This is a genomic window from Sorangium sp. So ce426 (assembly GCF_051475585.1).
GTDB lineage: Bacteria > Myxococcota_A > Polyangia > Polyangiales > Polyangiaceae > Sorangium > Sorangium cellulosum_B.
Genome location: NZ_CP150341.1, coordinates 272,476 through 296,582, shown reverse-complemented (window position 1 = coordinate 296,582; position 24,107 = coordinate 272,476). Strand labels below are relative to the sequence as shown.

Annotated in this window: 18 protein-coding genes; 17 read left to right on the top strand and 1 reads right to left on the bottom strand. The window is 70.6% G+C overall.

Annotated elements, in window-relative coordinates; translation table 11 throughout:
* The first annotated feature begins 5 nt into the window (after positions 1-5).
* The 12 genes from WMF44_RS01145 to WMF44_RS01090 all read left to right on the top strand — a co-directional run bounded on the left by WMF44_RS01145 (position 6) and on the right by WMF44_RS01090 (position 15,771).
* Positions 6-896, top strand: coding sequence for a hypothetical protein (locus WMF44_RS01145; protein ID WP_437297276.1), 891 nt, complete (start codon positions 6-8; stop codon positions 894-896).
* 139 nt (positions 897-1,035) lie between these two features.
* Positions 1,036-4,326, top strand: coding sequence for a type VI secretion system contractile sheath large subunit (tssC, locus tag WMF44_RS01140; protein ID WP_437297275.1), 3,291 nt, complete (start codon positions 1,036-1,038; stop codon positions 4,324-4,326).
* A gap of 33 nt (positions 4,327-4,359) precedes the next feature.
* A complete protein-coding gene (locus WMF44_RS01135) occupies positions 4,360-4,929 on the top strand; it encodes a hypothetical protein (protein WP_437297274.1) in 570 nt (189 codons plus the stop codon).
* A gap of 11 nt (positions 4,930-4,940) precedes the next feature.
* Positions 4,941-6,344, top strand: a complete 1,404-nt coding sequence (tssK, locus tag WMF44_RS01130) for a type VI secretion system baseplate subunit TssK (protein WP_437297273.1) — start codon at positions 4,941-4,943, stop codon at positions 6,342-6,344.
* 42 nt (positions 6,345-6,386) lie between these two features.
* Complete coding sequence (locus WMF44_RS01125) at positions 6,387-6,749, top strand: GPW/gp25 family protein (protein ID WP_437297272.1); 363 nt, start codon at positions 6,387-6,389, stop codon at positions 6,747-6,749.
* Entirely contained in the window at positions 6,746-8,389 is a 1,644-nt protein-coding gene (locus WMF44_RS01120) for a hypothetical protein (protein WP_437297271.1), read from the top strand. The genes WMF44_RS01125 and WMF44_RS01120 overlap by 4 nt, the downstream gene beginning before the upstream one ends.
* 2 nt (positions 8,390-8,391) lie before the next feature.
* A complete protein-coding gene (locus tag WMF44_RS01115; RefSeq protein ID WP_437297270.1) occupies positions 8,392-8,970 on the top strand; it encodes a hypothetical protein in 579 nt (192 codons plus the stop codon).
* A 12-nt stretch (positions 8,971-8,982) separates the two neighbouring features.
* Positions 8,983-10,596 carry a type VI secretion system baseplate subunit TssF gene (locus tag WMF44_RS01110; RefSeq protein WP_437297269.1) on the top strand — a complete coding sequence of 538 codons (1,614 nt, stop codon included), beginning with the start codon at positions 8,983-8,985 and terminating at the stop codon, positions 10,594-10,596.
* On the top strand, positions 10,593-11,246 hold the full coding sequence (locus WMF44_RS01105) for a hypothetical protein (RefSeq protein WP_437297268.1): 654 nt from the start codon (positions 10,593-10,595) through the stop codon (positions 11,244-11,246). The genes WMF44_RS01110 and WMF44_RS01105 overlap by 4 nt, the downstream gene beginning before the upstream one ends.
* Positions 11,247-11,329: 83 nt before the next feature.
* Positions 11,330-11,590 carry a hypothetical protein gene (locus WMF44_RS01100; protein ID WP_437297267.1) on the top strand — a complete coding sequence of 87 codons (261 nt, stop codon included), beginning with the start codon at positions 11,330-11,332 and terminating at the stop codon, positions 11,588-11,590.
* 6 nt (positions 11,591-11,596) lie between these two features.
* Positions 11,597-15,253, top strand: a complete 3,657-nt coding sequence (locus tag WMF44_RS01095) for a hypothetical protein (RefSeq protein ID WP_437297266.1) — start codon at positions 11,597-11,599, stop codon at positions 15,251-15,253.
* 107 nt (positions 15,254-15,360) lie between these two features.
* Positions 15,361-15,771 carry a hypothetical protein gene (locus WMF44_RS01090; RefSeq protein WP_437297265.1) on the top strand — a complete coding sequence of 137 codons (411 nt, stop codon included), beginning with the start codon at positions 15,361-15,363 and terminating at the stop codon, positions 15,769-15,771.
* A 59-nt stretch (positions 15,772-15,830) separates the two neighbouring features.
* Here the strand turns inward: WMF44_RS01090 and WMF44_RS01085 are convergent, their stop codons facing one another.
* Positions 15,831-16,685 carry a hypothetical protein gene (locus WMF44_RS01085; protein ID WP_437297264.1) on the bottom strand — a complete coding sequence of 285 codons (855 nt, stop codon included), beginning with the start codon at positions 16,683-16,685 and terminating at the stop codon, positions 15,831-15,833.
* A 189-nt stretch (positions 16,686-16,874) separates the two neighbouring features.
* Between WMF44_RS01085 and WMF44_RS01080 the strand changes: the two genes are divergently transcribed.
* The 5 genes from WMF44_RS01080 to WMF44_RS01060 all read left to right on the top strand — a co-directional run bounded on the left by WMF44_RS01080 (position 16,875) and on the right by WMF44_RS01060 (position 24,057).
* The gene (locus WMF44_RS01080) at positions 16,875-17,513 is read left to right on the top strand and encodes a regulatory protein RecX (RefSeq protein WP_437297263.1); all 639 of its coding nucleotides are present in this window, start codon (positions 16,875-16,877) and stop codon (positions 17,511-17,513) included.
* A 108-nt stretch (positions 17,514-17,621) separates the two neighbouring features.
* Positions 17,622-21,197, top strand: coding sequence for an ATP-binding protein (locus WMF44_RS01075; RefSeq protein ID WP_437297262.1), 3,576 nt, complete (start codon positions 17,622-17,624; stop codon positions 21,195-21,197).
* A 97-nt stretch (positions 21,198-21,294) separates the two neighbouring features.
* On the top strand, positions 21,295-21,711 hold the full coding sequence (locus WMF44_RS01070) for a GAF domain-containing protein (protein WP_437297261.1): 417 nt from the start codon (positions 21,295-21,297) through the stop codon (positions 21,709-21,711).
* Between the two features lie 135 nt (positions 21,712-21,846).
* Positions 21,847-23,076: a radical SAM protein gene (locus tag WMF44_RS01065; protein WP_437297260.1), complete on the top strand. Its 1,230-nt coding sequence runs from the start codon at positions 21,847-21,849 to the stop codon at positions 23,074-23,076.
* Positions 23,077-23,430: 354 nt separating this feature from the next.
* A complete protein-coding gene (locus WMF44_RS01060; protein ID WP_437297259.1) occupies positions 23,431-24,057 on the top strand; it encodes an L-2-amino-thiazoline-4-carboxylic acid hydrolase in 627 nt (208 codons plus the stop codon).
* Positions 24,058-24,107 lie beyond the last annotated feature (50 nt).

Sequence of the window (24,107 nt, the reverse complement as noted above, 5' to 3'; positions counted from 1 at the left end):
CGGCGGTGGCCGCGCCCGGATTGCCCGCCTCCTCCGACCCGCCGGACGCGCCCCCCGCGGGAGAGCTGGAGTCGGCGCTCGCGAAGCACGCGCGGCGATTCGAGCCGTGGGCGCTCTACCGGCTCGTTCAGCGCCTCTTTCCGGGCCGCCCCATCCACCTCCGGGGCCGCTCGTCCGCCGCGCCGCAGCCCTCGGCCGTGGACTCCATCGGATTCGGCCCCGCCGGAGTGACCATCACGCTGAACCTGGGTCTCCGGTCGGCCACGTCGGCGCTCCCGTCGTATTTCCGGGAGCTCGAGGCCGATCCGCTGCTCGGGCCGCCCCTCTTCACGCTGATCGAGACCATCGACGCGGCCCTCCTCCGCGACAGGCTCGAAGCCCTCGACCCCGGATCGAGCGGCTGGCTCGCCCCGGCGGGGCGGTACCTCGGCGACAGGCTGCGGCAGATCTCGCGGCTCGCGACGCCCTCGGGGCTCTATTGGCTCTTTTCGCGGGTGTTCCCCGAATTCCAGGTCTCCGTCCGAAGAGGGATGTTCTCCGAAAAGCTCGCCGCCATGGCGGCCGAGCTCGGGCGAGCGGCGCTCGGCTCGGCGATGCTCGGCGGCACCGTGCGCTCCCCGACGTGGGGGTTCGACGTCGTGCTCCACAAGACGTGGAACGACACGTGGATCGACAATGATTGGCCCGTCGAGGTGATGCGCCGGCTGGAAAACACGGTATGGCGCGGGCTCGATCCCACCGAGGCGCTCCTCCGCGTCTGGCTCGTCGATCCGGACGGGCGCGCGGCGCTCCGGCTCGGCGACGGCAGGGTGGGAGTGGAGCCCCTCGTCGTGGCCTCGCGGCCCGAAGTGCGCCTGCTCTTCGAGGGTCGCGCGCCGCGCTCGCGCGGCGATTGAAGCGGGGCGCACCGGGGCTGCACCGCGCTTCTTTGGCCCTGGGCGCTGGACCGTGAAATGCTTTCCGTATCGCGCTGGAAGGCGGTCAGGCTCGTGACGCCTGCTCCGCGGTGTGAGAGCCCGCGCCCAGGAGAAGATCGTGAGCAATCAATTTCCCTATCCTTTCCCAGAACGGTTCCGTTCCCGGCTGATGCTCCGCTACCGGACGCGCATCAGCGGGACGGAGGCGCAGAAGAAGCTGCCCTTCCGGCTGCTCGTGCTCGGCAACTTCACCGGGGACCACGCTCACGCCGAAGGTGAGTACGCAAACCGGGTCTCCAACCTCCCCTCCCTCTATGACAGGCCCATTCGCTCGTACGTCTTCGGCGTGCTGGGCGCCAGGGTGGACAAGTTCATGGGGGAGCTGCTCCCCTATGTGAAGCTCGAGCCGTGGCTCGCCACCGACCTGCCCGGGACCATCACGGGCCTTCAGCTCACTGGCGCTCTCCCGGCCAGCAAGGCGCCCGAAGGAACGCCCGAGAGCGTGCAAGTGAAGCTCTCCGGCTCGGCGAGCTTCACGAGCACCGAGGACCAGAACGGCCTCTGCAAGGTGGCCGGCAAGCTCTCCTTCGGCGCCCAGGTCGAGCTCGTCGCTGACAGCCTGCCCACGATGATCGACGCGGGCCTCGGCGGCGGCGGCAAGGTGCGCGGCCTGTTCACGATCCCGGCGCGGGACGAGCCCGTCGGCGTCGTCGCGGGCGTGGTCGAGACGGTCGGCAAGGGCGAGCGGGCCTTCAGAACGAGGCTTTACGTCCAGAAATCCGAGCAGGACGACACCAAGGTCGTGGCCACGCCGATCACGATGGATCAGTGGGCAGGCCTGGTCCCGGACGAGCAGAAGGGCTTCGCCGTGGACGCGGCGGCGGCCGTCGATCGAGCGACTCAGCAGGTCACGGACGCGGGCGCGCAGAAGACCGCCACCGACGCCCTGAGCGTCGATGCGCTGCCGGACGCCGTCAAGACCGCCCTCGGCGCTACGACGCTGCAAGACGCGAAGGACGCCGCCGACGCCTCGGTCAAGGCTGCGACCGCGGCCAAGGGCGCCGCGGACACCGCGAAGACCGCCACCGATGCCTCGGCGACCAAGGTCGCCGCGCTCGACGGCAAGAGCGGCGCAGATCTGGACAAGGCCGCTGCCGACGCGGAGGCCGCGCTGCAGAAGGCCCGCGATCTGATCGATTTCGCGAAATCGGCAGGCGGGGCCGCCAAGGACGCCGCCAGCGCCGCGAAGGCGGCCCACGACGCGCTCGCCGCCCTGATCGCCAAGGGGCAGAGCGCCACCGCCGCGGACGCCACCGACGCCAGGACCAACGTCCGGAAGGACGTCGCCACCAGGGCGCAGACCAGCGCCGAGGGCGTGAAGACGTCATCGGACGCGTTGAACGCCGCCCCGCTCTCGCCGATCCCGCCGGTCGTGCCGAACGGCAAGATCCCCTTGAACGCCGAGCGCGTCCTGCCGTTCGACTCCATCGCTGCGTTCAATCCGGACACCATCGCGTCGAACATCCCGGAGCTGAACCGCCTCGGGATCATCAGCGAGCTGGTCGGATCGCTCAAGAGCGAGCTGCGCAACGTGCCCGCGCTCCGCGACACGATGCGCGCCGCCCTGGAGAACGACACGTCAGGCCTCCTCGCCCTGCAGGCCGCTCTGCAGCCCGGCTACCAGCAGCTCGCCATCGTGAAGTCCGCGGCGCCCCCCGGCGCACCGGGCAACGGCTCGCCGGGCGCCCCGCCGGAGCTCCAGAGGGCGGTGCTCAGCGCGGTCGGCTCCTCCGTGGGAGAGACGGTCGACAAGAACGGGGCGCTGGCGCTCGTCAAGCTGCAGGGCCCGGCCCCCCAGAACGGCGCGCCCGTGCGCTATTCGAAGGTCGAGTTCCGCGATCACGACGTCACCGTGAGCGACGGCGCGAGGCTCATGAACGAGCTCGCCGCGCTCCTCCTCAACGTGGACATCGTGACGACCAAGCCGACCGGCCCTCTGGCGCCCGGCGCGAAGCTCAAGCTGTATTCCGGCAAGGGCGCCAACCTGAGCGAGCTCCTCGACGTCTGCTCAAAGCTCAGCGCCCAGGTGGATCGACAGCTCAGCGAATACCTGGACAAGATCTACCACGCCCCCGGGGTCCAGGAGCTGGAGCGGAACTGGAAGGGGCTCGAGGATCTCTGCCAGTACGTGCAGCAGGAGAACATCGTGATCGACTTCCTCGACGTCACGCGCGAGGAGCTGCGCAACGACTTCCTGGATCACGACTCCGACATCTTCTCCAGCGCGCTCTTCCGCAAGGTCTACATCGAGGAGTACGACCGGTACGGCGGGGAGCCGTTCGCGACCATGCTCGGCCTCTACGAGTTCGAGGACGTGCGGGGCGACGGCGCCGACATCAAGTGGCTGCGGACCATGTCGAAGATCGCGGCGTCCGCGCACTGCCCGTTCCTCGCCTCGGCGAACAGCAAGTTCATGGGCAAGGACTCGATGCAGGACGTGGCCGATCTGGCCGATCTCGACGCCGTCCTGTCCAACCCGAAGTACGGCAAATGGGACGCCTTCCGCGACGAGGACTACGCCGCCTACATCGGCCTGATCCTGCCGCGGTACCTCGTCCGGACGCCGTGGGGCTCGACGGGAGAGCCCGAGCTCGGCAACGAGATCGCCTATGAAGAGACGGTGCACCCCGAGCGGCCGGGCGACGAGAACAACTTCCTCTGGGGCAACCCCGTGGTGCTGTTCGGCAAGAACCTCATCCGCTCGTACGCGACGAGCGAGTGGGCGCAGCACATCCGCGGCCCGAAGGGCGGCGGCAGGGTGGACGGGCTCACCGTCTTCTCGTACACGCGCAAGGACGACGAGATCGTCTACGGCAAGAAGGCCATCGGGGTCGACGGCAAGGAGGAGTTCCTCCCGCCCGTCGAGATCGTGATCCCCGACTACCGAGAGTACCAGTTCGCGAGGAACGGGCTCATCGCGCTCGTGCACAAGAAGGGCGAGGCGGTCGGCACGTTCTTCAGCGCCCAGTCCGTGAAGAAGGGCAGGAACTTCCTCGAGGACGTCGCGACGAAGAACTCCTTCCTCGTCACGAACCTCGCGTACACCTACTCGATCACGATCATCGCGCACTACGTCAAGGCGATGGTGCGCGACTACATCGGATCGACCGCGGACGGCGACTACATCCAGAAGTCGCTCGCCGAGTGGCTCTCCGGCTACGTCACCACCGTGACCAACCCGGACGATCTCACGCTCCGCTACTACCCCTTCAAGGCCACCTCGGTGACCGTCGAGCCGAAGCCCGGGCCGTTCGGCTGGTACAAGTCGGTCATCTCGGTCCTCCCGCACGTGCAGTTCGAGGGCATGGACGTCGAGCTGCGCCTCGAAGCCAGCCTGGGCGGCAAGTGATCCTGAAGCGATCCGAGGAAAGGACGAGCTGCCATGCCTGAATACAGAAGAAGCCTCGATATCTACCAGGGATACAACTACAAGAAAGACAAGCAGACCCCGGTCGGCTACCTGACCAAGATCAAGGTCGCCGGCACGGATCTCACGGTCGATCAGACCTGCAAGGACCCGACGAACCCCACCACGGATCTCAAGTGCGTGGCGGTGCTGAGCGGCGCCCTGTGGGAGACGGGCGTCACCGACGCGGTGTACCTCTCCGGCCAGGTCTCGGCGCCGAACCGGCAGACCCTCGCGAGCCTGATCATCAACAGCCTGACGAGCGTCGAGGTCGTGTACCAGTTCGCTGTGTACGACTACGACCCCGTCGCGAAGAAGTACTACCTCGCGTTCCACGCGAACCAGACCGACATGAACGGCCTGCTCGAGAAGCGCGGGGAGGACCTCAACGTCTCGGTCGCCGACGACGCCTCCAACGAGGTGCAGTCTCCGATCAACTACGCGTTCCAGATCGGGATCAAGCCGCAGCCCAGCGCGCAGACCCTCCACATCGCGACCGCTGATCAAAAGAACGTCGTCAAGTCCTGGGGCCTGGCCCTCGGCTGACGGGAGACGAGATGGAGAGCCTCGCCCGCGTCGACTGGCACCTCGGACAGATCCTCCGCCCGGAAGACTTCGAGTCTCTGGAGGAGTCCCTGTCCGAGGAGCTTCGCGCGCGGGCCGAGGCTCCCGGGCTCCCGGCGTACGGCTGGCTCGAGCTGGAGTGGGATCCCGGCGACCTGTCGCGCGGTATCCTGCGCCTCGAGAGGGCGACGGCCGCCATGCCCGGCGGGCCGATCGTGCGCTCCTCCGACAACCTCTCTCTCCCGGAGCCCGTGAAGCTCAAGGCCGCGGGCACGCCTGAGGTCGACGTGTACTTCCACGTGCTCGCCGCGGAGCCCACCGAGGGCCAGCGGGCGGGCGCCGTGGGGACCCCGCGCATCACCCTCCGGTCCGAGCTGTCGTTCAAGGAGGCGTCCGCGCGCGGCCGATCGCTCCACGTGGGGCGCTTCGAGACGCGGGACGGCAAGGCGTTCCACGTCGCTCCGGCCGCCGTCCCGCCCCTCCTCCGGCTCCGATCGACTCCCCATCTCCACGCGCGCCTCGTCGGGTTGCGAGACCGGCTCACCCGGTATTCCGACGAGCTCCGCAAGCACGTGGCGCAGGCCCGAAGGTCGGCCGGCCCCACGCAGGCCTTCCTGCGCGGGCGCGCCGAGGTGATGAAGGCCGTCGCGCTCCTCGACGACGCGCTCCTCGACGCCCCGCAGGGCGCCGAGAGCCGCTCGCACGCGCGCCTGCACCCGTACACCGTGCTCGCGGCGCTGCGGTCGCTCCTCGTGGAGCTCCACCTCGTCGAGGGCACGCTGCCCGACGGCCTCCTTCCGAGGTACGATCACGACAACCTCGGCGGCCTGTTCGGCGACTTGATCTACGCGATCGAGGCCCGGATCGACGGGCTGCCGCTCACGACGCCGACCATCCAGCTCGTCGAGTCGGAGGGCCGCTTCGTGGCGCAGGACATCCCCGAGGACGTGCTCGACGCGCCGGAGATCTACCTGGTCATCGAGCGCCCGACGCCGTACGGCGAGATGCCCCTGGAGCGGTACAACGTGCGCCTCGGCGAGCCGAGCCGGCTGCCCTGGATCAATCAGCATTCCACGCGCGGGATCCGCCCCGCCCGGACGAGCGCCTCCCCCGCCGACTTCGGCGCTCGGTTCGACGTCTATGCGCTCCCGAAGCCCGACGGCAAGCAGCGCCAGCGCCTCGAGGGGCACCGCGTGGACACGCAGCGCATGGAGCCGCACCGCGCGGACACGCAGCGCATGGAGCCGCACCGCGCGGACACGCAGCGCATCGCCACGCTCGAAGAAGAGTGGAAGTACGTGCGTGCCAGCCGCTCCATCGGCTTCTTGCGCCCGAAGGAGCTGGAGGGCATCCGCGCCGCCCTCTACTGGACCTACCCGGCGAGCACGGCGCGCTGAGGGCGGACGATGGGCCTCCTGGGACGTCTGGCCGGTGAGCGCATGGAGTCCGCCCTGAAGTCGGTCGCGCGGAACCTCGCGACCGTGCTGAACGCGAAGAAGGGATATGCCGAGGCGGCCGAGGTCTTCGGCCTCGGCGACTACGACGAACACCTCGCGACGAACCCGCTCATCGAGACCCTGGGCCGCGAGATGCTGAAGCTCATCGAGGACTACGAGCCGCGCGCCGAGAAGCCGGTGCTCACCTTCCTCGGCGCAGACAGCACCCTGTACGCGGCCTTCCAGCTCCAGTGCGAGGTCGAGGGGAGCCCCGCGGCCTTCTGGATCCGGATGCACACGATCCTGCGCTACGTGACCGTCGAGCCCATGGCCCCGGGGCCGGACGGAGGAAGGGCGCCCACGTGAACGACCGGCTCGCCGCCACGCTGACGCTCACCTGCGGCGGCACGGCCCACACGATCCAGGGCGGCAACGTGCGCGGCTTCTCGCTCCGGCTCACGCCGTGGGGCGCCGAAGGAACGGTCGAGTTCGTCCTCCAGGACGACCAGACACGAGGCGGCCAGTACATGGACGACGTGCTCGCCGACTTCCAGAAGCCCGATCTCGCCGAGGTGAGCCTCTCCGTCACCGCCGTGCGCTCGGACGCGCAGAAGGACCCTACCGTTCCGGCGATCGCGACGCGCGGCCTCGTCGTCGAGCGGAGCGTGACCGAGAAGATCCACGACAAGGGCTTCACGGAGCGCCCGGTGCTCTACCGCAGGTATCGGGTCCGCTTCGTGGACGCGGCGCGCGCCCTCTGGAGGCAGCACCACCCGACGCTGCTCTACGTGGACCAGTCGTTCCAGGACGTCCTCGACGCCAACAAGGGCGACAAGATCACGCTCTCCTACGACTGGGACACGCTGTCCGCCGCGGTGCCGATGGTGTTCTTCCACCTCCACAAGGCCGCGGGCGCGAGCTTCTACGATCTCGTGACCTGGTACGTGAGCGACAAGGCGGGCGTCCTCACGTTCGATCACGCGGCCGGGACCTACAAGCTCTCGAAGACCAAGGACGCCTCGGGGACGGCGGCGGTCCTGCCGCGCGAGGACGTCGTCGACCTGACCTGGGAGATCGCCGAGCCCGCGCGGTACGCCCCGCGCATCGTGAACGTCTCGGCGGCGTCCCCGAAGCTCTCGGCGATCACGAACCAGGACGCGGCGACTGGCATTTACGAGGACGTGGTGATCTGCACGGACGTCGCGCAGGAGGGCGACGATCAGGTGACCGCCGAGACGTCCCGCGCGCGTGCGCCCGCGACCCGGTTGGCCCTCTCGTTCGCGCGGTTCCCCACCGTGCCTGTCTCCCCGGGCAGCCTGGTCACCGTGTCGACGAGCGGCGGGTTCTCCAGCTCCATCCGCACGCCCCCGGGCGACCTGCGCGTGCTCGAGCTCTCGATGTCGGCGCGCGCGCTCGATCAGGGCCCCGAGGCGGACTACGGCGACACCGCGACGGGGTTCGAGATCGAGCTCGGCCTCCTGCTCGAGGACCAGGACGACCCCTTCGTGTCCCTCTCGCCGTTCGTACCCCCGAAGTTCCCGGGTTACCTCGAAGGAAAGTGCGTCAGCGCGATCGGCGAGGACACCGACGTCACCTACGAGATCACCGCGAACGAGACAACGTCCGTGGACGAGTACAAGGTCGAGATCCCGTCCTTCGAGGACAAGCAGATCAAGGCGCCGTACATGTCGGCGCAGGCGACAGGCACCTTCTACCTGCCCGTCTACAAGCAGGAGCGGGTGCGGCTCGCGTGCTTCTTCGATCGCGCGGAGATCGTCCGCGTCCTCGATCACCGGGCCGGCGCGCGGGTGCCGCAGGACGGCCAGGGGCAACACCTGCTCTTCGGAAAGTCCGACAAGAGCAACACCTCGATGCTCCACGACTACCAGAGCGACAAACCGGTCCTCCGCGTGCTCCGCACGAACGAGAACGACACGGTGCTCCTGCGCCTCGAAGAGGGCAAGATGACCCTCAAGGTCGAGGAGACGGAAGGGGGAGGGTCGTAGTCGTGGGCAAGCTGGTCTGCACCGTGGAGCTCGACAAAGTGGCGGGGATCACCGTCACGATCGAGAACAAGGACGACCAGATCACGCAGACCGTCGCCATGAACGGGACCTCGATCACCCTCACCGTGAAGGGCTCCGACGCGACAAGCACCATCACGCAGACCTCCGCGAAGGTCAGCGTCTCGTGCAAGGAGTTCGAGGTGATGGCCTCCGAGACGATCACCATGAAGTCGACAAAGGCGTCCACCTACCAGAGCGACGACACGATGACCGTGAAGAGCGCGAAGGACATGACCCTCTCGTCGGACAAGGACATCTCGGCGACCGGCACCAACGTGAGCGTCACCGGCAACACGAAGATCGCCCTCTCGGGAGGCGGTCAGAGCACGGTGGATCTGACGTCCTCCGCGGCCAAGGTCGCGTCGATGGAGGTCGACGCCGCCGGGCAGACCAAGGTGAGCGTGTCCGGGGCGATGGTCCAGATCAAGGCCGATGCGACGCTCAACGCGGAGTCGACGGGCACGGCCACGCTCAAGGGCAGCCTCACCAACGTGCAAGGCCAGCTCGTGAACGTGGGCTGAGGGAGCGGCGACATGGACGAAGGACCCCAGTTTCGCGCCCTGTTCCACGAAGAGCTCGCGGCGCTCGATCACACCATCGAGGACGGCGTCCGCAGGGGCGAGCTCGCCGCCGGGACGGACGATCCCGACGTGCGGAGGCTCATCGAGGCCATGGCGTTCTTCTCGGCGCGCACGCGCGCGTCCGCGAGCGCCGCGATGCGGGCGGCGATCATCCGCCTGGCCGGCGGCCTGCTCGACGATCTGTTCGCGCCGATGCCCGCGGCGGCGCTCCTCCAGGCGGACGGGTGGGGCCTCCTCGACGCGCCGATCGAGCTGCCCGAGAGCACGCAGATGCGGGTCGAGACCTATGACGGGCGGGCGTCGGTCTTCTCGACGCGAGGCCCCCTGTCCGTGCGGCCGATCCGGATCCAGAAGGCCGAGATCGCGAGGAGCGCGCGCGGCGCGGAGCTGCGCATCCACCTCGCGGCCAGGGTGCCGCAAAAGGGCCCGATCGAGCTCCCGTTCTTCGTCCGGCGGCACGGCGACTACAACGCCGCGGCCGAGCTGCACGAGGAGCTGCGCCGCCACTTCCTGCGCGCGGTCGCGACCAAGGACGATGGGATCGACCGCGCCTGCGACGTGTCGTTCGAGCCGCCCGCGCCCGCGAGGCCGTGGGACATCGGCGAGGGCGGCTCGCCGATCGACCGGATCCGCTCCTTCTTCCACGCCCCCGAGCGGGCCCTGCTCTTCCGCGTCTCCGTGCCGGCCGAAGGGCCGGCCCCCGAGCGGATGACGCTGACGATCTCGCTCGGCGCGAGCTTCCCGGAGCAGCTCTCGGTCACGACCGACACGTTCGCGCTCTTCGTGGTGCCGATGCAGAATGCATGGAGTGATCTGGCCGAGCCGATCTCCGTCGACGGCACGAGCGACGCCCGCCAGGTCCGGCTGCTCCACTCGGCGCTCGCGGGGGTCGAGCCGGTGGCGGTGCGCGGCGTCTACAGGCCCGTCCAGAAGGTGCTGACGCCTGTCCCGCCGCGCTCGCTCTCGGGCGAGGAAGGGGACTCGTACGAGGCGCTCTTCCCCGAGGACGGCAGCGTCATGGTGCGCGTCTCCTCGCCCGACGCGGTGACCGCGCCGTGGATCGCGCAGGTGGACGCCGTGTGGTCACAGCCCTCGCTCTGGCAGAACGCGCGAGGCCCGCTGACCGTGCGGCCGCAGCGCAAGAAGGCCCTCGACGGCCTGGCGCTCCGCGTGCTCGGCAATGTGCGGCCGCCCCTGCCGAGCCCCCTCGCCCTCTCGCCCGAGAAGGGGCTCGACGTGCTCGCGCTCAAGCAGAAACCCACGCTCGAGGCGCGCGACCTCCGGGCCCTCCTCGCGCTCTTCGGCGCCTCCGGCGCGAGCCCGTTCGCCCGGTTTCCCGGCCGGATCGCCGGCCTCACCGCGTCGTTCGCGCCCGATCCGATCGGCGCGCGCGGCCCGCGAAAGAGGGTGTATCGTGTGGAGATGCAGCGGCCCGCGGCAGGAGAGGAGGCGCTCGCGCCCTGGTTCCACCGGCAGGTCTCGGCGCTGCTCGACGCGTGGAGCCCCGAGCCCGCGGACGTCGAGACGACCTCCCCGCGCGCGGGAGATCAGGACATCTCACCATGACGCAGGTGGGCAGTCCATCCAGCCCGGCCGCGGCGCCTCGGGAGGACGGGGTGCTCCACCTCTTGCGCGACGTGACGGCCGCGCACGCGAAGCTCGAGAAGATCATCGAGGACGCGTTCGACGCCGGCCCGGGCCTGCCCGATCTCGTTGTGCTCTCGACCGACATCTCCGACGAGCTGGACCACCTGCGAGGGCGGGTGTCCCGGAGGACGCGCGCTGCGCCCGAGAACGTGCTGCTGCCGCTCGTGTGCCTGTACGACGAGCGCGTGCTGCTCCGCGCCGCCCCGCTCGGCGGGAGCGAGGAGTGGCTGCGCGTGCAGCGGCGCGACTACGCGCCTCGCGAGGACGGAGGAGACCTGTTCTTCGAGGAGCTCGCGCCCCTCGTCCCGCGCGCCGAGCAGCTCGCGCAACAGCCCCCTTCGGACGAGCGCGATCGGGTCCTGTTGCTCCTGACCCTCTATCGATTCTGCCTCTCGGAGGGCTTCACCGGCGGCTACGCCGGCGCCCCCGATCTGCTCCGCGAGCGCACGGAAGAGGTGCAGAGCGCGCTGCGGCTCCTCGTGCCCTCGGCGCCCCGCGCCGCGCCCCTGGCGATTCCAGAGCCCCCGGAGTCCTGGCTCGCGAGGCTGCGAAAGGCGCTCTCGCTCTGAGCGCGGATCGCCGCGGGTGAGGGCAGAGACAGCGCAGACGCCTTTTTTTTGTGGCCGCGCGCCGCCCGTGGTCAGATCCCCCCATGGAGCGCCTTGGCCCGGGGTCCGACGATGCCGCACCGGCGCCGCGCCCGTCCGCGCCGCCGGCGAAGGGCGGAGTCTCGCCCGAGCAGGCGCTCCTCGCCAGCGTCGAGGCCCGCCTCTCTGCCTCGCTCTCGAAGACGGCCGTCGCCGCCGTGCTCGCGCCGCTCCACGAAGCCGTGGCCCCGGGGGCGAAGATCGACCCAGCGAAGCTCGTGGCCACCTTCGAGACCATCGAGGACCTGCTGGAAGCAGTGGGCTGAGCTGGGATGGATGTCGCGGGCGGCTCCGGCGTGGACGGGTGGTTCATCCTTGGGATCATCGCGCTCATCGTCGGGATCCTCTGCTTCGTCCTGCTCGCCGTGGGGTGGATCCGGAAGCGCCGCGCCGCCCAGGGGAAGAAGGCCGAGGACCTGGACCTCGCGGGCGCGTGGCGCAAGGCCGTCGCCGCGATGCCCCAGCGCGAGCGCGACGGCCCCGTGCTCGTCGTGCTCGGAGAGCGGCTGTCGGGGAAGACGACCCTCATCCGCGGAGCCCTGAAGCAAGGCGACCGGTACACGCCAGACGGCCGCGATCTGGACGTCTATTCAGGCAATGGACAGCGCGTCCAGGAGATCGCCGCAGACCTCCTGTTCGACCCGCGGCCCGAGGCCGAGGACGCGCTCCGCAAGCTCTGGAAGGGCGTGGCGCTCGAGGCGCTCCGCGTGATCGTGGTGGTCAACGCGAGCGCGCTCTCGTGGAACGACGCCGGGCTGCGCGATCTCGGCCGCGTGGCGCGGCGCAAGCTCGATATCCTCACCGATCTGCGCGGCTCGCCGGTGAACGTGCGCGTCGCGGTCACGCACTGCGACGCTCGCTCCGCCGGGTTCTTACCGCTCTGCGACATCCTCGAAGAGACCAACGCCCGCGGCCCGATCGCGCCGAGGGAGTCCGACGAGCTCCCCCCCGAGTGGCGCCGCGTGACGCCGCTCGGCGCCCGGACCACGAGGTTCCCTGAGCTCGTGGGCTTCGTCTCGTCGGAGGGCCCGGAGACCGTGCGGGCCCTCGCGCCGTTCTTCGAGTCGCTCCTCGCCTCGACGAAGGACGCGCCCATCGTCAACGGCGTGTTCCTCTCGGCCGCGACCGAGCTGGAGCCCTTCCGCTCCACCGGCGACGCGCTGGCCGAGGATCCCGAGCTCGCGAACAGCGACCGTCGAGCCCGGGAGCGCCGCTTCATCACGCGCGTGGGGCTCGCGCTGGCCGCGGCGCTGGCGCTCGGGGCGATCGTGTTCACCATGCAGCGCAGCTCGGTCGAGCGCACCGCGAGCGCCGTCACGGTCATGGCGGACGCGGTGAGCCACGGCGACAGGGTGTCGAGGACCGTCGAGGAGAAGGCCGCAGCCGAGGTGCTCCGGATGGACCGCTCGGCCTGGCTGTTCGACGCGCGGCGCGCCGAGATCGAGGAGCAGTATCGGACCGCCGTCGAGGCGGGCATGCTGAATCCGAAGCTCCAGAGCACCGACCGCGCCGCGCGGATCCGCGCGCTCTCCGTGCTCGACGCGGGCAAGGACGGCGACCCGCTGCGCGCGATCATCCAGAAAGACGAGGCCGCGTGGGCCGCCGCGCTCGGCATGTCGCCCCGGACCCTAAGGAGCTACCTGACCGTGAGCGACGGCGCGGGTCCGACCGAGAAGGAGCTGTCGAGTCTGCCCGAGATCACCGCGTTGCCGCGGGGCTCTTCCCGCGCGGACTGGGCCTCTTTCTTCCGCCGCCTGTCGGACGTGCTGCACGGACAGCGCCTGCGGACCGACCCCTTGAAGGAGCTCCAGGACAGCGCGGGTGATCTCGATCAGGCGGTCCGCGACGCCGCGGAGCAGACGGAGCTCGACGAGGCGGCGCGGATACTCCAGGCGCGTCATCCGACCCAGAAGAACCTGTTCGGAAAGGGCACGACGAGCGACGCGGGCCCGTGGATGCAGGAGAACGCGGGCACGCTCCAGCACCTGCTCGCGGCCGTCCGGGGAGCCTCGCTCGACGGGCCGTCGGGCGCAGGCAAAGGCCTGCGACAGGCCGTCCTGGACCTCCAGGTGATCGCCGTGCCGCCCGAGATCGTGGAGCCGAAAGCGAAAGAGGCCACGGCGGAGCAGCAGGCCAACAATCTGCTCGATCGATTGAAGCAGCTCGTCGGGACGGCCGCCGCTTCAACAGGCGGGGTCGCCTCCGCCGCCCCGAGGTCGAGCGCCGCGCCTGCGGCCCCCTCCGCGCCTGCATCGGCTTCGGCCTCGGCGAGCGCGGCGCCCTCGGGGAGTGCGTCCTCGACCGCGGCGGCCAGCGCCGAGCCGGAGGCGAAGAAGCCGCCTGTCTACAACGTGGTCCTCGACGCCCAGTCCTGGAGCTTCGACATGGGCCAGTGGGCCCAGGCCATCGTCGCCGGCCGCGCGCTCGTCTACCTCGACGCCCTGTTCGCGGACTCGTCCAGGCGATCGGTGCTGTTCCCTAAGGACGCGGCGTATCCCCCCGTGCTCCCGCAGCCCGGGCGCGGCGCGTCCACGTACATCGACGGCCTGTATTCACACGAGGCGTTCACGGCGGAGGTCGAGCCCGGCCTCGCGGGCTTCGAGGCCGCGCTCACGGGCACGGGCCTCGACGTCTCGGAGCGCGAGATCTACCTGCGGCCCACGCGCTCGGCTGCGTCGAGCTACGGCACGGGGCTGCGCGACGCGACGGACGCGTATTACAAGAGCTTCCAGCTCTCGCGAGGGGGCGCCTCCGCGCTCGCGGCGGACGTCGCCGACATGGTGTCTCCGTCCTCGTTCTTCACCACCTTTCAGAAGCGCGTCGCGGATCAGGCGAGCATCCCGGGATCGCCGGGGACGCTGCTCCGGCTCGTGGGAGACCCGGTCGCGGACTTCGGCCCGATCGCGCGGCTCCTGACCGGAGAGAACGGCAAGTATCCCGCGCTGGAGCCCTATTACAAGCTCCTCATCACGCTCGTCCCCTCGCTCTCGGACAGGGCCCCTCCGGCCCCGAAGAGGGACGCGCCGCTCGACGATCGCCTGGCCCCGATCGGCGCGCTCGCGCTCTCGGCCCTGCGCACCCCGGCGAAATCCCCCGACGCCGAGGTCGAGGCTTGGCTGAACGACGCGACGATGACCGAGTCGCTCCGCCGGCCGTTCCGCCTCGCGGCGCAGCGGGCGCTCGCGCTCGGGAAAGCCGATCTCGACCGCGCGACGGCCGACGCGTATACAGCGGAGCTCCGACCGTCCGTGACCCCGATCCTGGGGCGCTTCCCCTTCGACACGCGGTCGACGGTGGACGCGCAGGCGGCCGACGTGGAGGCGACGTTCGGGCCCAAGGGCACCTTCTTCGCGTCGTTCGCGTCGCTGATCGGGCCGGTGTGCCGCGAGGGCCCGGCGGGCAGCTACACGCCTCTGGAGGTCCCCTCGGCGGGCGCGGTCGAGGTCCCGGCGGGGGCGCTCCGGCTCGCGTCGTGGGCGCAGGGCCTTCAGAAGATGCTCTTCGGGCCCGACGGCAAGCCGCAGTCCATCGCGTTCCGCGTCAAGGCCCCTCCCCTCTCGCCGGTCGAGCCCGAGCGCACGATCACCCTGGCGCTCCTGCAGTCGGGGACAGCCACCTTCTATGCCTTCAACCAGGCCCCTTCGTGGCAGCCTTTCCCGGTCGCGTGGTCGCCGGCAGGGGGCCAGTCCAACACCTCGAGCGTGGGGATCCAGACCACGCCGACCGGCGGCGGCGAGCCCCGGATCCAGACCATCGACGTCGCGGCCGCGGACTTCTCATTCTTCCACCTGATCCAGCGCGCCGAGGTCGCGGGCTCGAAGGTCACCTGGAAGGCCCCGCCCGAGTCCCCCGGTGACCCGCGGCGGTACGCTGCGTTCCTGTTCGAGCCGAACCCCGCCGGGCTGCTCCGGGCGCCGTCCCTCGATTGAGCGCGGATCGCCGGGGAACCGGGGAGGACGGCGGGAGGACGGGGAAGGCGTCGCGGGCGCTCGCCGGCAAAGTGGATTCCTTCGCGCCGTCACGGGATAATCGCCGCGTGCGACTGCCCTGCCTGCCCCTCCCCGTGCTCGCGGCCACCCTCGCGGCGCCGGCGGCGCTCGGGTGCACGTCGCAGGTGGAGTTCCACGTCCGCCCGGACGACGGGCTGAACGAGAACCGGCCCTGCTACCTCGTGGTCCGCAACGTCGATTCGAAGACGTACCTCGAAGAGACCTACCAGGCGGCCTCTCTCCAGGTGACGGCGCCGGACGACTCCGTGCTGGAGACAGCCGTGGTGTTCCCCGGCACGAAGAAGGAGATCTCGGTGTCGCCGCCCGCGAAGGGCATGGTGGCGCTCTACGTCTTCTTCTACCACCCGACCGGCGACTGGAAGGCGCTCTTCCCCTCCTCCGAGGCGACGTACGACGTCGTGCTGGAGGGGAGTCGGCTGCGCGTCGAGAAGAGGTGAGCCCGGGGCGGAGGCCAGCGGAGAGCGTGCTCGTGAGCGGCGATAGGGCGCCGCGGCCCTCAATCGTATGTCTTGCTACCGCCCGTCGACGTGCTGCCCGGCTTCTTCGACCCCGTGCCGGAGCCCGTCGCGGAGGGATCGTAGAGCGTGTCAATCTTGGTGGGGTCCGTCAGCCATTCGAGCTTCGTGTTCGGGTACTCGTTGGCGAGGACCTGTGTCATCAGCGGAGAGATGTCCGTCCGCCTCTTCAAGACCGCCTCTTTGTAGTTGTCCATTCCCCAGATGAACGAGTCGAGCACGCCGAAGTTGGGCTGTGCCTTCTTCGAGGAGGTGAGCTTCAGAGAGAGGCTGCTCAGCGGGGCGACCTCGGTCTTCAGCTTGGCGACCAGGACGCAGTCGAAGATCAGCGTGGAGTGGCTGCCCGCCGCGCTCGCATAGTCCTTGTGCCGGAACGTCCTCGTGGCCGGCTGACGCTTCAGCGGCTTGTAGTACGCCGAGTTGTAGGCGAAGAAAGGATACGTGCTGTGCGGCGCCTCCGGCCCGATGCGCAGGCGCGCCGGGGCCCCCACCTTGCCGCCGTCGATCGTGGCCAGCCCATCCCCGAACGTGGTGAGGCGGTCCATGTCGAAAGAGTTCTTCTCCAGGACCGCACGATCGGTGTCGGGCACCCACAGGACCTGGATCATCATCAGGTATCCGAGCTTCTTGGGATAGGAGGCGATGTACTCGATCGACATGGTCGGCTTGTCGACCCCGAGAGGCCGCCTGCCCCCCGCGTCCCACCACCACTGGTCGAGCTTCTCGGGCTCGGTCTGGTCCACTGCCAGCGCCCTCGTCGTCGGCATGTAGCCCACCACGACCCTGACATCGATGGTATCGTTCAGCAGCTTGTAGACGAGCCGTTGCCCGGGCATGGCGTCCTGTCTCCTCGCGGGCAGGAGACGCCAGCACGCCCCCGCGTGTCAAATTCCGAGTCGACGGCTCCACCAGGCGGCCGCGATCGTTCAGGTGAGGCGAGCCAGCAGGCGCCCTGCCGCGGCCGTGAGCAGGCGAAGTGAGCGGGAGCTTGCGGCCCGCGCGGGGTGCGCCATCGTCCCTCGGGCATGCCGATCATCACGGGAATCGCCCCCTCGCCTGACCAACCCGGCCACGTCGTCATCCTGGTGGATGGGGTGCCCTTCGCCACGGTGCCCGAGCAGGCCGCCGCCGGCCTGACCCCCGGCCAGGACAGCCCCGGGGCTGCGGCCGAGCCGCCGCGCAAGGCCCGCGAGGCCGCGGAGAAGACCTACGAGCGGGCGCTGCGGCTCCTGTCGTTCCGTGCGCGATCGGCCAGGGAGCTGGAGAAGCGCCTGATCGAGAAGGGCGAGCCCAGGGAGCACGTGACGACCGCGATCGAGCGCCTCACCTCGAGCGGGCTGCTCGACGACGCGCGCTTCGCGGAGGCCAAGGCGCGCTCCGGCATCGTGGGCAAGCCCCGGTCGCGCCGCAGGATCGAGCAGGACCTCGCCCGCAAAGGCGTCTCGCGCGACGTGGCGGACGCGGCCATACGGCAGGTCATGGCCGAGGAGGGAACGGACGAGTCCGCCGTGGCCGAGCGGGCGGCGCGCAAGAAGCTCCGCTCGCTCTCGGGGCTTGCCCCGGCGGAGCAACGGCAGAAGCTCTATGCTTTCCTCGCGCGCCAGGGCTATTCGCCCGACGTGGCGCGCCGGGCGCTGCGCGCGGTGCTCGACGCGCCGCCGTGAACGGCGGCGGCGCGCAGGCCCCTGCGCGGTGTACGGGCTCCCCCGAGCGGCCGAAACACCCTGTTTTCTGCCCTTCTCCCGCCACCTACAGCACGCTACAAAGGGGCCATGTCGCCCGAGCTGGATGGCCCGCCGCCGGATCGCGCGGACGCTCGCGCGGTCCTCGCCGGCGGAGGCGAGATGGGCGCGCGCATGCGCGCGATCGACTGGTCGAAGACGCCGCTCGGACCGGTCTCGTCGTGGCCGCAGAGCCTCAAGACGTGCGTGCGCATCGTCCTGACGTCGCGCCAGCCGATGTTCGTCTGGTGGGGCGACTCGCTCATCAACCTGTACAACGACGCCTACAGGTCGATCGTCGGCGGCAAGCACCCCGAGGCGCTCGGGCAGCCCGCATCCGTCGTGTGGCGCGAGATCTGGGGCCAGGTCGGGCCGCGCGCAGCGTCCGCGATGCGCCGCGACGAGGGCACCTACGACGAGGCGCTCCTCCTCATCATGGAGCGGAACGGCTACCAGGAGGAGACGTATTACACGTTCTCCCACAGCCCTGTGCCGAACGATCAGGGCGGCACGGGCGGCATCCTCTGCGCCAACACCGACGACACCCGGCGGATCATCGGAGAGCGGCAGCTCTCGCTCCTCCGCGACCTCGCGGCGCGGACCGCGGACGGGCGATCGTGGGAAGACGTGTGCGCGCGCAGCGCGAGCTCGCTCGCGACCAACACGAAGGATCTCCCCTTCGCGCTCCTCTACGTCGTCGACCCGGATCGGCGGCGCGTGCGGCTCGCGGGCAGCGCGGGGTTCGAGCGGGGGCACGCCGCGGCCCCCGAGACGATCGCGCTCACGGACGCGTCGCCGTGGCCGCTCGCCGCGGTGCTGCGAGAGCACGAGTCCTGCCGCGTCGTCGAGATACCGGCTCACCTCCGCGATCTCCCGACCGGCGCATGGCAAAGGCCGCCGACGCGGGCGGCCGCGCTCGCGATCTCCCCTTCGGGCGAGACGGGGCGCGCCGGGGTCCTGATCGTCGGGCTGAATCCATTCCGCCTCTTCGACGACGATTACCGCGGCTTCCTCCACCTCGTCGCCGGCCAGATCTCCGCCAGCATCGCCAACGCGCAGGCGTACGAGGAGGAGAAGCGGCGGGCGGAGGCCCTCGCCGAGCTCGATCGCGCGAAGACCACGTTCTTCAGCAACGTGAGCCACGAGTTCCGCACGCCCCTCACGCTGATGCTCGGGCCGCTCGAGGACGCCCTCGCGTCGACGGAGCGGAGCCTGTCGGGCGCGGATCTCGAGACAGCGCACCGCAACGCGGTCCGGCTCCTCAAGCTGGTCAACGCGCTGCTCGACTTCTCGCGCATCGAGGCGGGCCGGATCCAGGCGTCGTACGAGCCGACCGATCTCTCCGCGCTCACCGCGGATCTCGCGAGCGCCTTCCGCTCGGCGATGGCGCGCGCAGGGCTCGCCTTCGAGGTCGATTGCCCGCCCCTGCCCGAGCCCATCTACGTCGATCGCGACATGTGGGAGAAGATCGTGCTCAATCTGCTCTCGAACGCGCTCAAGTTCACGTTCGAGGGGACGGTCTCGATCTCGCTCCGCGCGCACGGCGATCGCGCCGACCTCACCGTGCGGGACACCGGGACGGGCATCCCGGATCGCGAGCTCTCGCACCTGTTCAAGCGATTCCATCGGGTCCAGGGCGCGCGATCCCGCACGCACGAGGGGTCCGGGATCGGGCTCGCGCTCGTCCACGAGCTCGTCCGCCTCCACGGCGGGACCATCCACGTCACGAGCGAGCTCTCCGTGGGGACGTCGTTCACGGTCTCCCTGCCTCGCGGGGCCGGGCACCTGCCGAAGGACAGCGTGAACGCCGCGCGGACGCTGGCGTCGACGACGACGGGCGCAGCGCCTTTCGTGCAGGAGGCGCTCCGCTGGCTGCCCCGCGCAGAGGGTGACTCGCCCACCGGCGCAGAGGGTGACTCGCCCACCGGCGCAGAGGGTGACTCGCCCACCGGCGCAGAGGGCGACTCGCCCACCGGCGCAGAGGGCGACTCGCCCACCGGCGCAGAGGGTGACTCGCCCACCGGCGCAGAGGGTGACTCGCCCACCGGCGCAGAGGGTGATGACGCCGTCGAGCACCTCGCCCCGGCGGCGTGGACGCCGTCCGGCGGCGCCGCGATCGAGGCCGGGCCGGCGGGGCGCGTCCTGCTCGCGGACGACAACGCCGATATGCGCGAGTACGTCGGGCGGGTGCTGCGCGAGCGCTGGACGGTCGAGGCCGTCGCCGACGGCGCCGAGGCGCTCGCGTCGGCGCGCCGCAGCCCGCCGGCTCTCGTGCTCACCGACGTGATGATGCCGAACCTCGACGGCTTCGACCTGCTCCGCGCGCTGCGCGCCGACGAGCGCACGAGGGGTGTGCCGGTCGTCATGCTCTCCGCGCGCGCCGGGGAGGAGTCGCGCGTCGAGGGGCTCGAGGCGGGCGCGGACGACTACCTCCCCAAGCCGTTCTCCGCGCGCGAGCTCGTCGCCCGCGTCGCCACGCACCTCCAGCTCGCCCGGTTGCGGGCGGCGGCCGAGCGCGAGCGCGAGCGGCTGTACGACCTCTTCACGCAGGCGCCGGTCCCCATCGCGGTGTTCGCCGGCCCCGAGCACCGCTACGAGGTCGCGAACCCGCCGTACTGCGAGATGGCCGGCCGGCGGGACCTCGTCGGGAAGAGCGTGCGCGAGGCGTTCCCGGAGCTCGGCGAGCACGAGGCGATCGCGATGCTGGACCGCGCGCGCAAGACCGGCCAGCCGCTTCGCATGACCGAGCTGACCCTCCCCGTCCGGCGCGGCGGCGCGGTGGACGAGGCCGTCTTCAACTACGTCGCTCAGCCCATCCGCGACCCCTCCGGCGCCGTCTCGGGCGTCATGGTGGTCGCCTTCGAGATCACCGATCAGGTGCTCGCGCGGCGCCGCATCGAGCAGCTGAGCCAGCACCGAGAGGAGCTCATCGCGGCGCTCGCGAAGACGAACCAGGAGCTCGACCAGTTCGCTTACGTCGCCTCGCACGACCTCAAGGCGCCCCTCCGGGGGATCGCGAACCTGTCCGAGTGGATCGAGGAGTCGCTGGCGGGGAAGCTGGACGGCGAGACGCAGGAGCATATCCACCTCCTGCGCGGGCGCGTGCGCCGCCTCGAGGCGCTCATCGACGGGATCCTCCATTACTCGCGCGCAGGGCGCCTGCGCGGCGACGTGGTCAGCGTCGACACCGGCCATCTTCTCGCGGAGGTCGTCGAGCTGCTCTCGCCGCCCGAGGGCGCCCGGGTCGACATCGCGCCCGGGATGCCGACGATCGCCGCGGAGCGCGTCCCGATGCAGCAGGTGTTCCAGAACCTCATCAGCAACGCCCTGAAGCACGCGCGCCGCAGCGACGCGCGCGTCGAGGTGACGTGTGAGGACGCCGGCGCCTACGTCGAGTTCGCCGTGAGCGACAACGGGCCCGGCATCGCGCCCGAGTACCACGAGCGCATCTGGGATCTCTTTCATACGCTCGAGTCGCGCGACAAGGTGGAAGGCACCGGGATAGGGCTCTCCGTCGTGAAGAAGATCGTGCAGAGCCGCGGAGGGAGCGTGTCCGTCTCGTCGCGCCCGGGCGCAGGAGCGACCTTCATCGTGCGCTGGCCCAAGCGGGTAAAGGACGAGGCCTGACGAGGCCTGACGAGGCCTGACGAGGCCTGACCAATCCGGCGCGTCCCGCGGGCTGTCCCGGGTTGACGCAGGCCCCGCGACGGTCGAAGGTGCGGGCATGCATGCGCGCCGAGAGTCGTTGGAGCCGTGGCTTCGGAGCTTCGTCGCCGACAACGGGGGTATCGCTGGCACGGTGCACCTCGTCGAGGGCGATGTGCTCGCGCTGGCCGCCGCCGTGAACATCCCCGAGAAGGTGCAGGAGATCACGCGCCGCGTCCCGCGGGGCAAGGGGATGGCCGGGCTCGCCTGGGAGCGCGACCAGCCCGTACAGACGTGCAACCTGCAGACGGACACGTCCGGCGACGTGCGGCCCGGGGCCAGGGCGGTCGCGGCGCAGGCGGCGGTGGCGCTGCCCGTGCGCGACGCCTCCGCGGGCGTGCGCGCCGTCGTGGGGATCGCGTTCGCCGGCGAGCGCGAGCTCGGCCAGGACGAGCTCGATCGGCTCGCGCAGGGCGCTTTCGCGCTGCCGGCCTGACAAGAGCGCTCCCGCGCCGGGCCACCTCGCTCGCCGCTGCCCGCCGCAGCGCCGCTGTCCAGCGGCGCCGCCCCGCCACCGCCCCACAAGGCCCTTGTTTTTCGCGGCTGCGATGCTAGCGATGCCCGCTCTCCCATGGAGACGAACGGACGCAGCGCCCCGAAAGCCGCGATCGATGCTCCGCTCGACGCGCTCGATCCGGGCGCCCGCCCGCACGTCCGCGTGGAGGACCTCGTTCGTGGCGCCGCGAACGAGCCCGCGCGCGAGCGAGCCGCATCCGGGCCTGGCGAGGGCGGCGCCGCGGGCGAGCCCCTCACGGCGAAGCTCGCCCGCCGCACCGTGCCGGGCGCGCTCTACGAGCCCGGTCCCGAGGAGGGGTATCTCCGGTGCACCGCGTGCGCGCACCGCTGCGTCCTCGCGCCGGGGCGCGCGGGCGCGTGCGGGATCCGCTTCGAGAAGGACGGCGAGCTGCGCGTCCCGTTCGGCTACGTCGCGCGCCATTACGTGCGCTCGGTCGAGACGAACACGATCTTCCATGTGCGCCCCGGCGCGAGGTCCCTCACCTTCGGGATGTTCGGGTGCGACCTGCGCTGTCCTTATTGTCAGAACTGGAAGGTCTCCCAGGCCCTCCGTGAGCCGGAGAGCGAAGGCGAGCCCATCGACATCAGCGCCGCGGATCTCGTCGAGGTGGCCGTCGCGGCGGGCTGCGGGGTGCTCGCGAGCGCCTACAACGAGCCGATGATCACCGCCGAGTGGGCGCGCGCCGTCTTCGCCGAGGCGCAGCGGCGGGGGCTCGTCACGGCGCTCATCTCGGATGGCAACACGACGCCCGAGGCGCTCGCGTACATGCGCCCGGTCACCGACGTGTTCCGCGTCGATCTGAAGGGGTGGAGCGCGGATCAATACCGGACGCTCGGCGGCCGCGTCGAGCCGGTGCTCGCGGCGATCGGCGAGGCGCGGCGCCTCGGCTACTGGGTCGAGGTCGTGACGCTCGTCGTCCCCGGCTTCAACGACAAGGCGGCCGGCCTCCGCGCCCTCGGCGCCGAGATCGCCGGGGTCGACCCCGACATCCCCTGGCACCTCAACGCCTTCTACCCGCGTTACAAGATGCGCGATCGCATGACGACCGACCCGGCGTTCCTCGTGGACGTGGCGGGCGTCGCCTACGCGCGGGGGATGAAGTACGTCTACGTCAGCAACGTGGCCGACCGCGTCCGTGAGCTCTCGCATACACGCTGCCCCGCCTGCCACGAGGTCGTCGTGCGGCGGTTCAACTACGAGACGCAGGAGGTCCTCCTCTCCGGCGGCGCGTGCCCTTCCTGCGGGACGCGCGTGCCCGGGCTGTGGGGACCGGCAGCGCCGTAGGGCCGCACAGACGGACGCCCGGCTCCTGCCGAGCCCGCGAGCGCATCGCCGCCCGGGAGCCGACTGGGCCTGTTGCTGAGAGGTTTCTGCCTCATTTCACCAGACGCCCTGTCCGGCGCTCCGTGCATCCCGGCAGAGCCATATTGCGTCCCTACCGAACTCCCCCGATCGCAGGAGCATCGCTGACCCTCTGGCCGCACAGGCCGGCTGGAATACGCCCCGCCCGCGGATCGGACTGGCCTGCTGGCCGGCCAGTCGATTGGCCGGCCAGTAGCTCACTTCGGCTGGCCACTCCGCTCACAGAGGCTCCCACAAGGAGGCTTGCCACGGCGCCGCATATGGTAAATTTCCAGCATGTCGTCGCCGTCCGAACGTCTCGCGCAGATCCTTGCGGAAGGCCGAGTCATCGCGACGCGCGAGCTCGGCGAAGCCTGTGCGGCGGAGCTCCACACGCACGCCAAGGAGCGGTATCTCGCGCTGGAGGCGACGATGCCGCGGTTCCGGAGCAGCACGAATCGCAAGCTCTTCGAGCTCGGCCCGCCGGTGCTCGCGATCTACCAGGCGCTCCTGCACGACCTCGGCGTGGACCGGGAGCCGGCCCTGCGCCTCGCCGAGGACATGCTGCTGGCCTTCTACCGCAAGCAGCTGAACCGGAGCCCGCTCCTCGGCGCCGCGATGGATGCGGTGTTCCGGCTGAAACCAGCGCGGAGCTTGCTGATGATGACCCTGCGCGCGGACGAGCCGGAGGGCATCCGCTTCGACGAGGCCAGCGGCACCGGCGCGCTCCTGGCCTTCGACGTGCGCGCGTGCCCGATCGTGGCGTTCGCGCGGCGGCACGGCGCGCCGGAGATCGTCCCCATGATCTGCCGCCTCGACGACCTCAAGGTGAAAGAGCTCCACGGCATCGAGCTCCACCGCACGGGCACCCTCGGCACGGGCGCCGAGCGGTGCGACTTCCGGTACGTGACGGCGAAGAAGTAACGTCGCGCTCCGCGGCCGGCGCAGAACGCACATGGGCTCACCACCCGTCG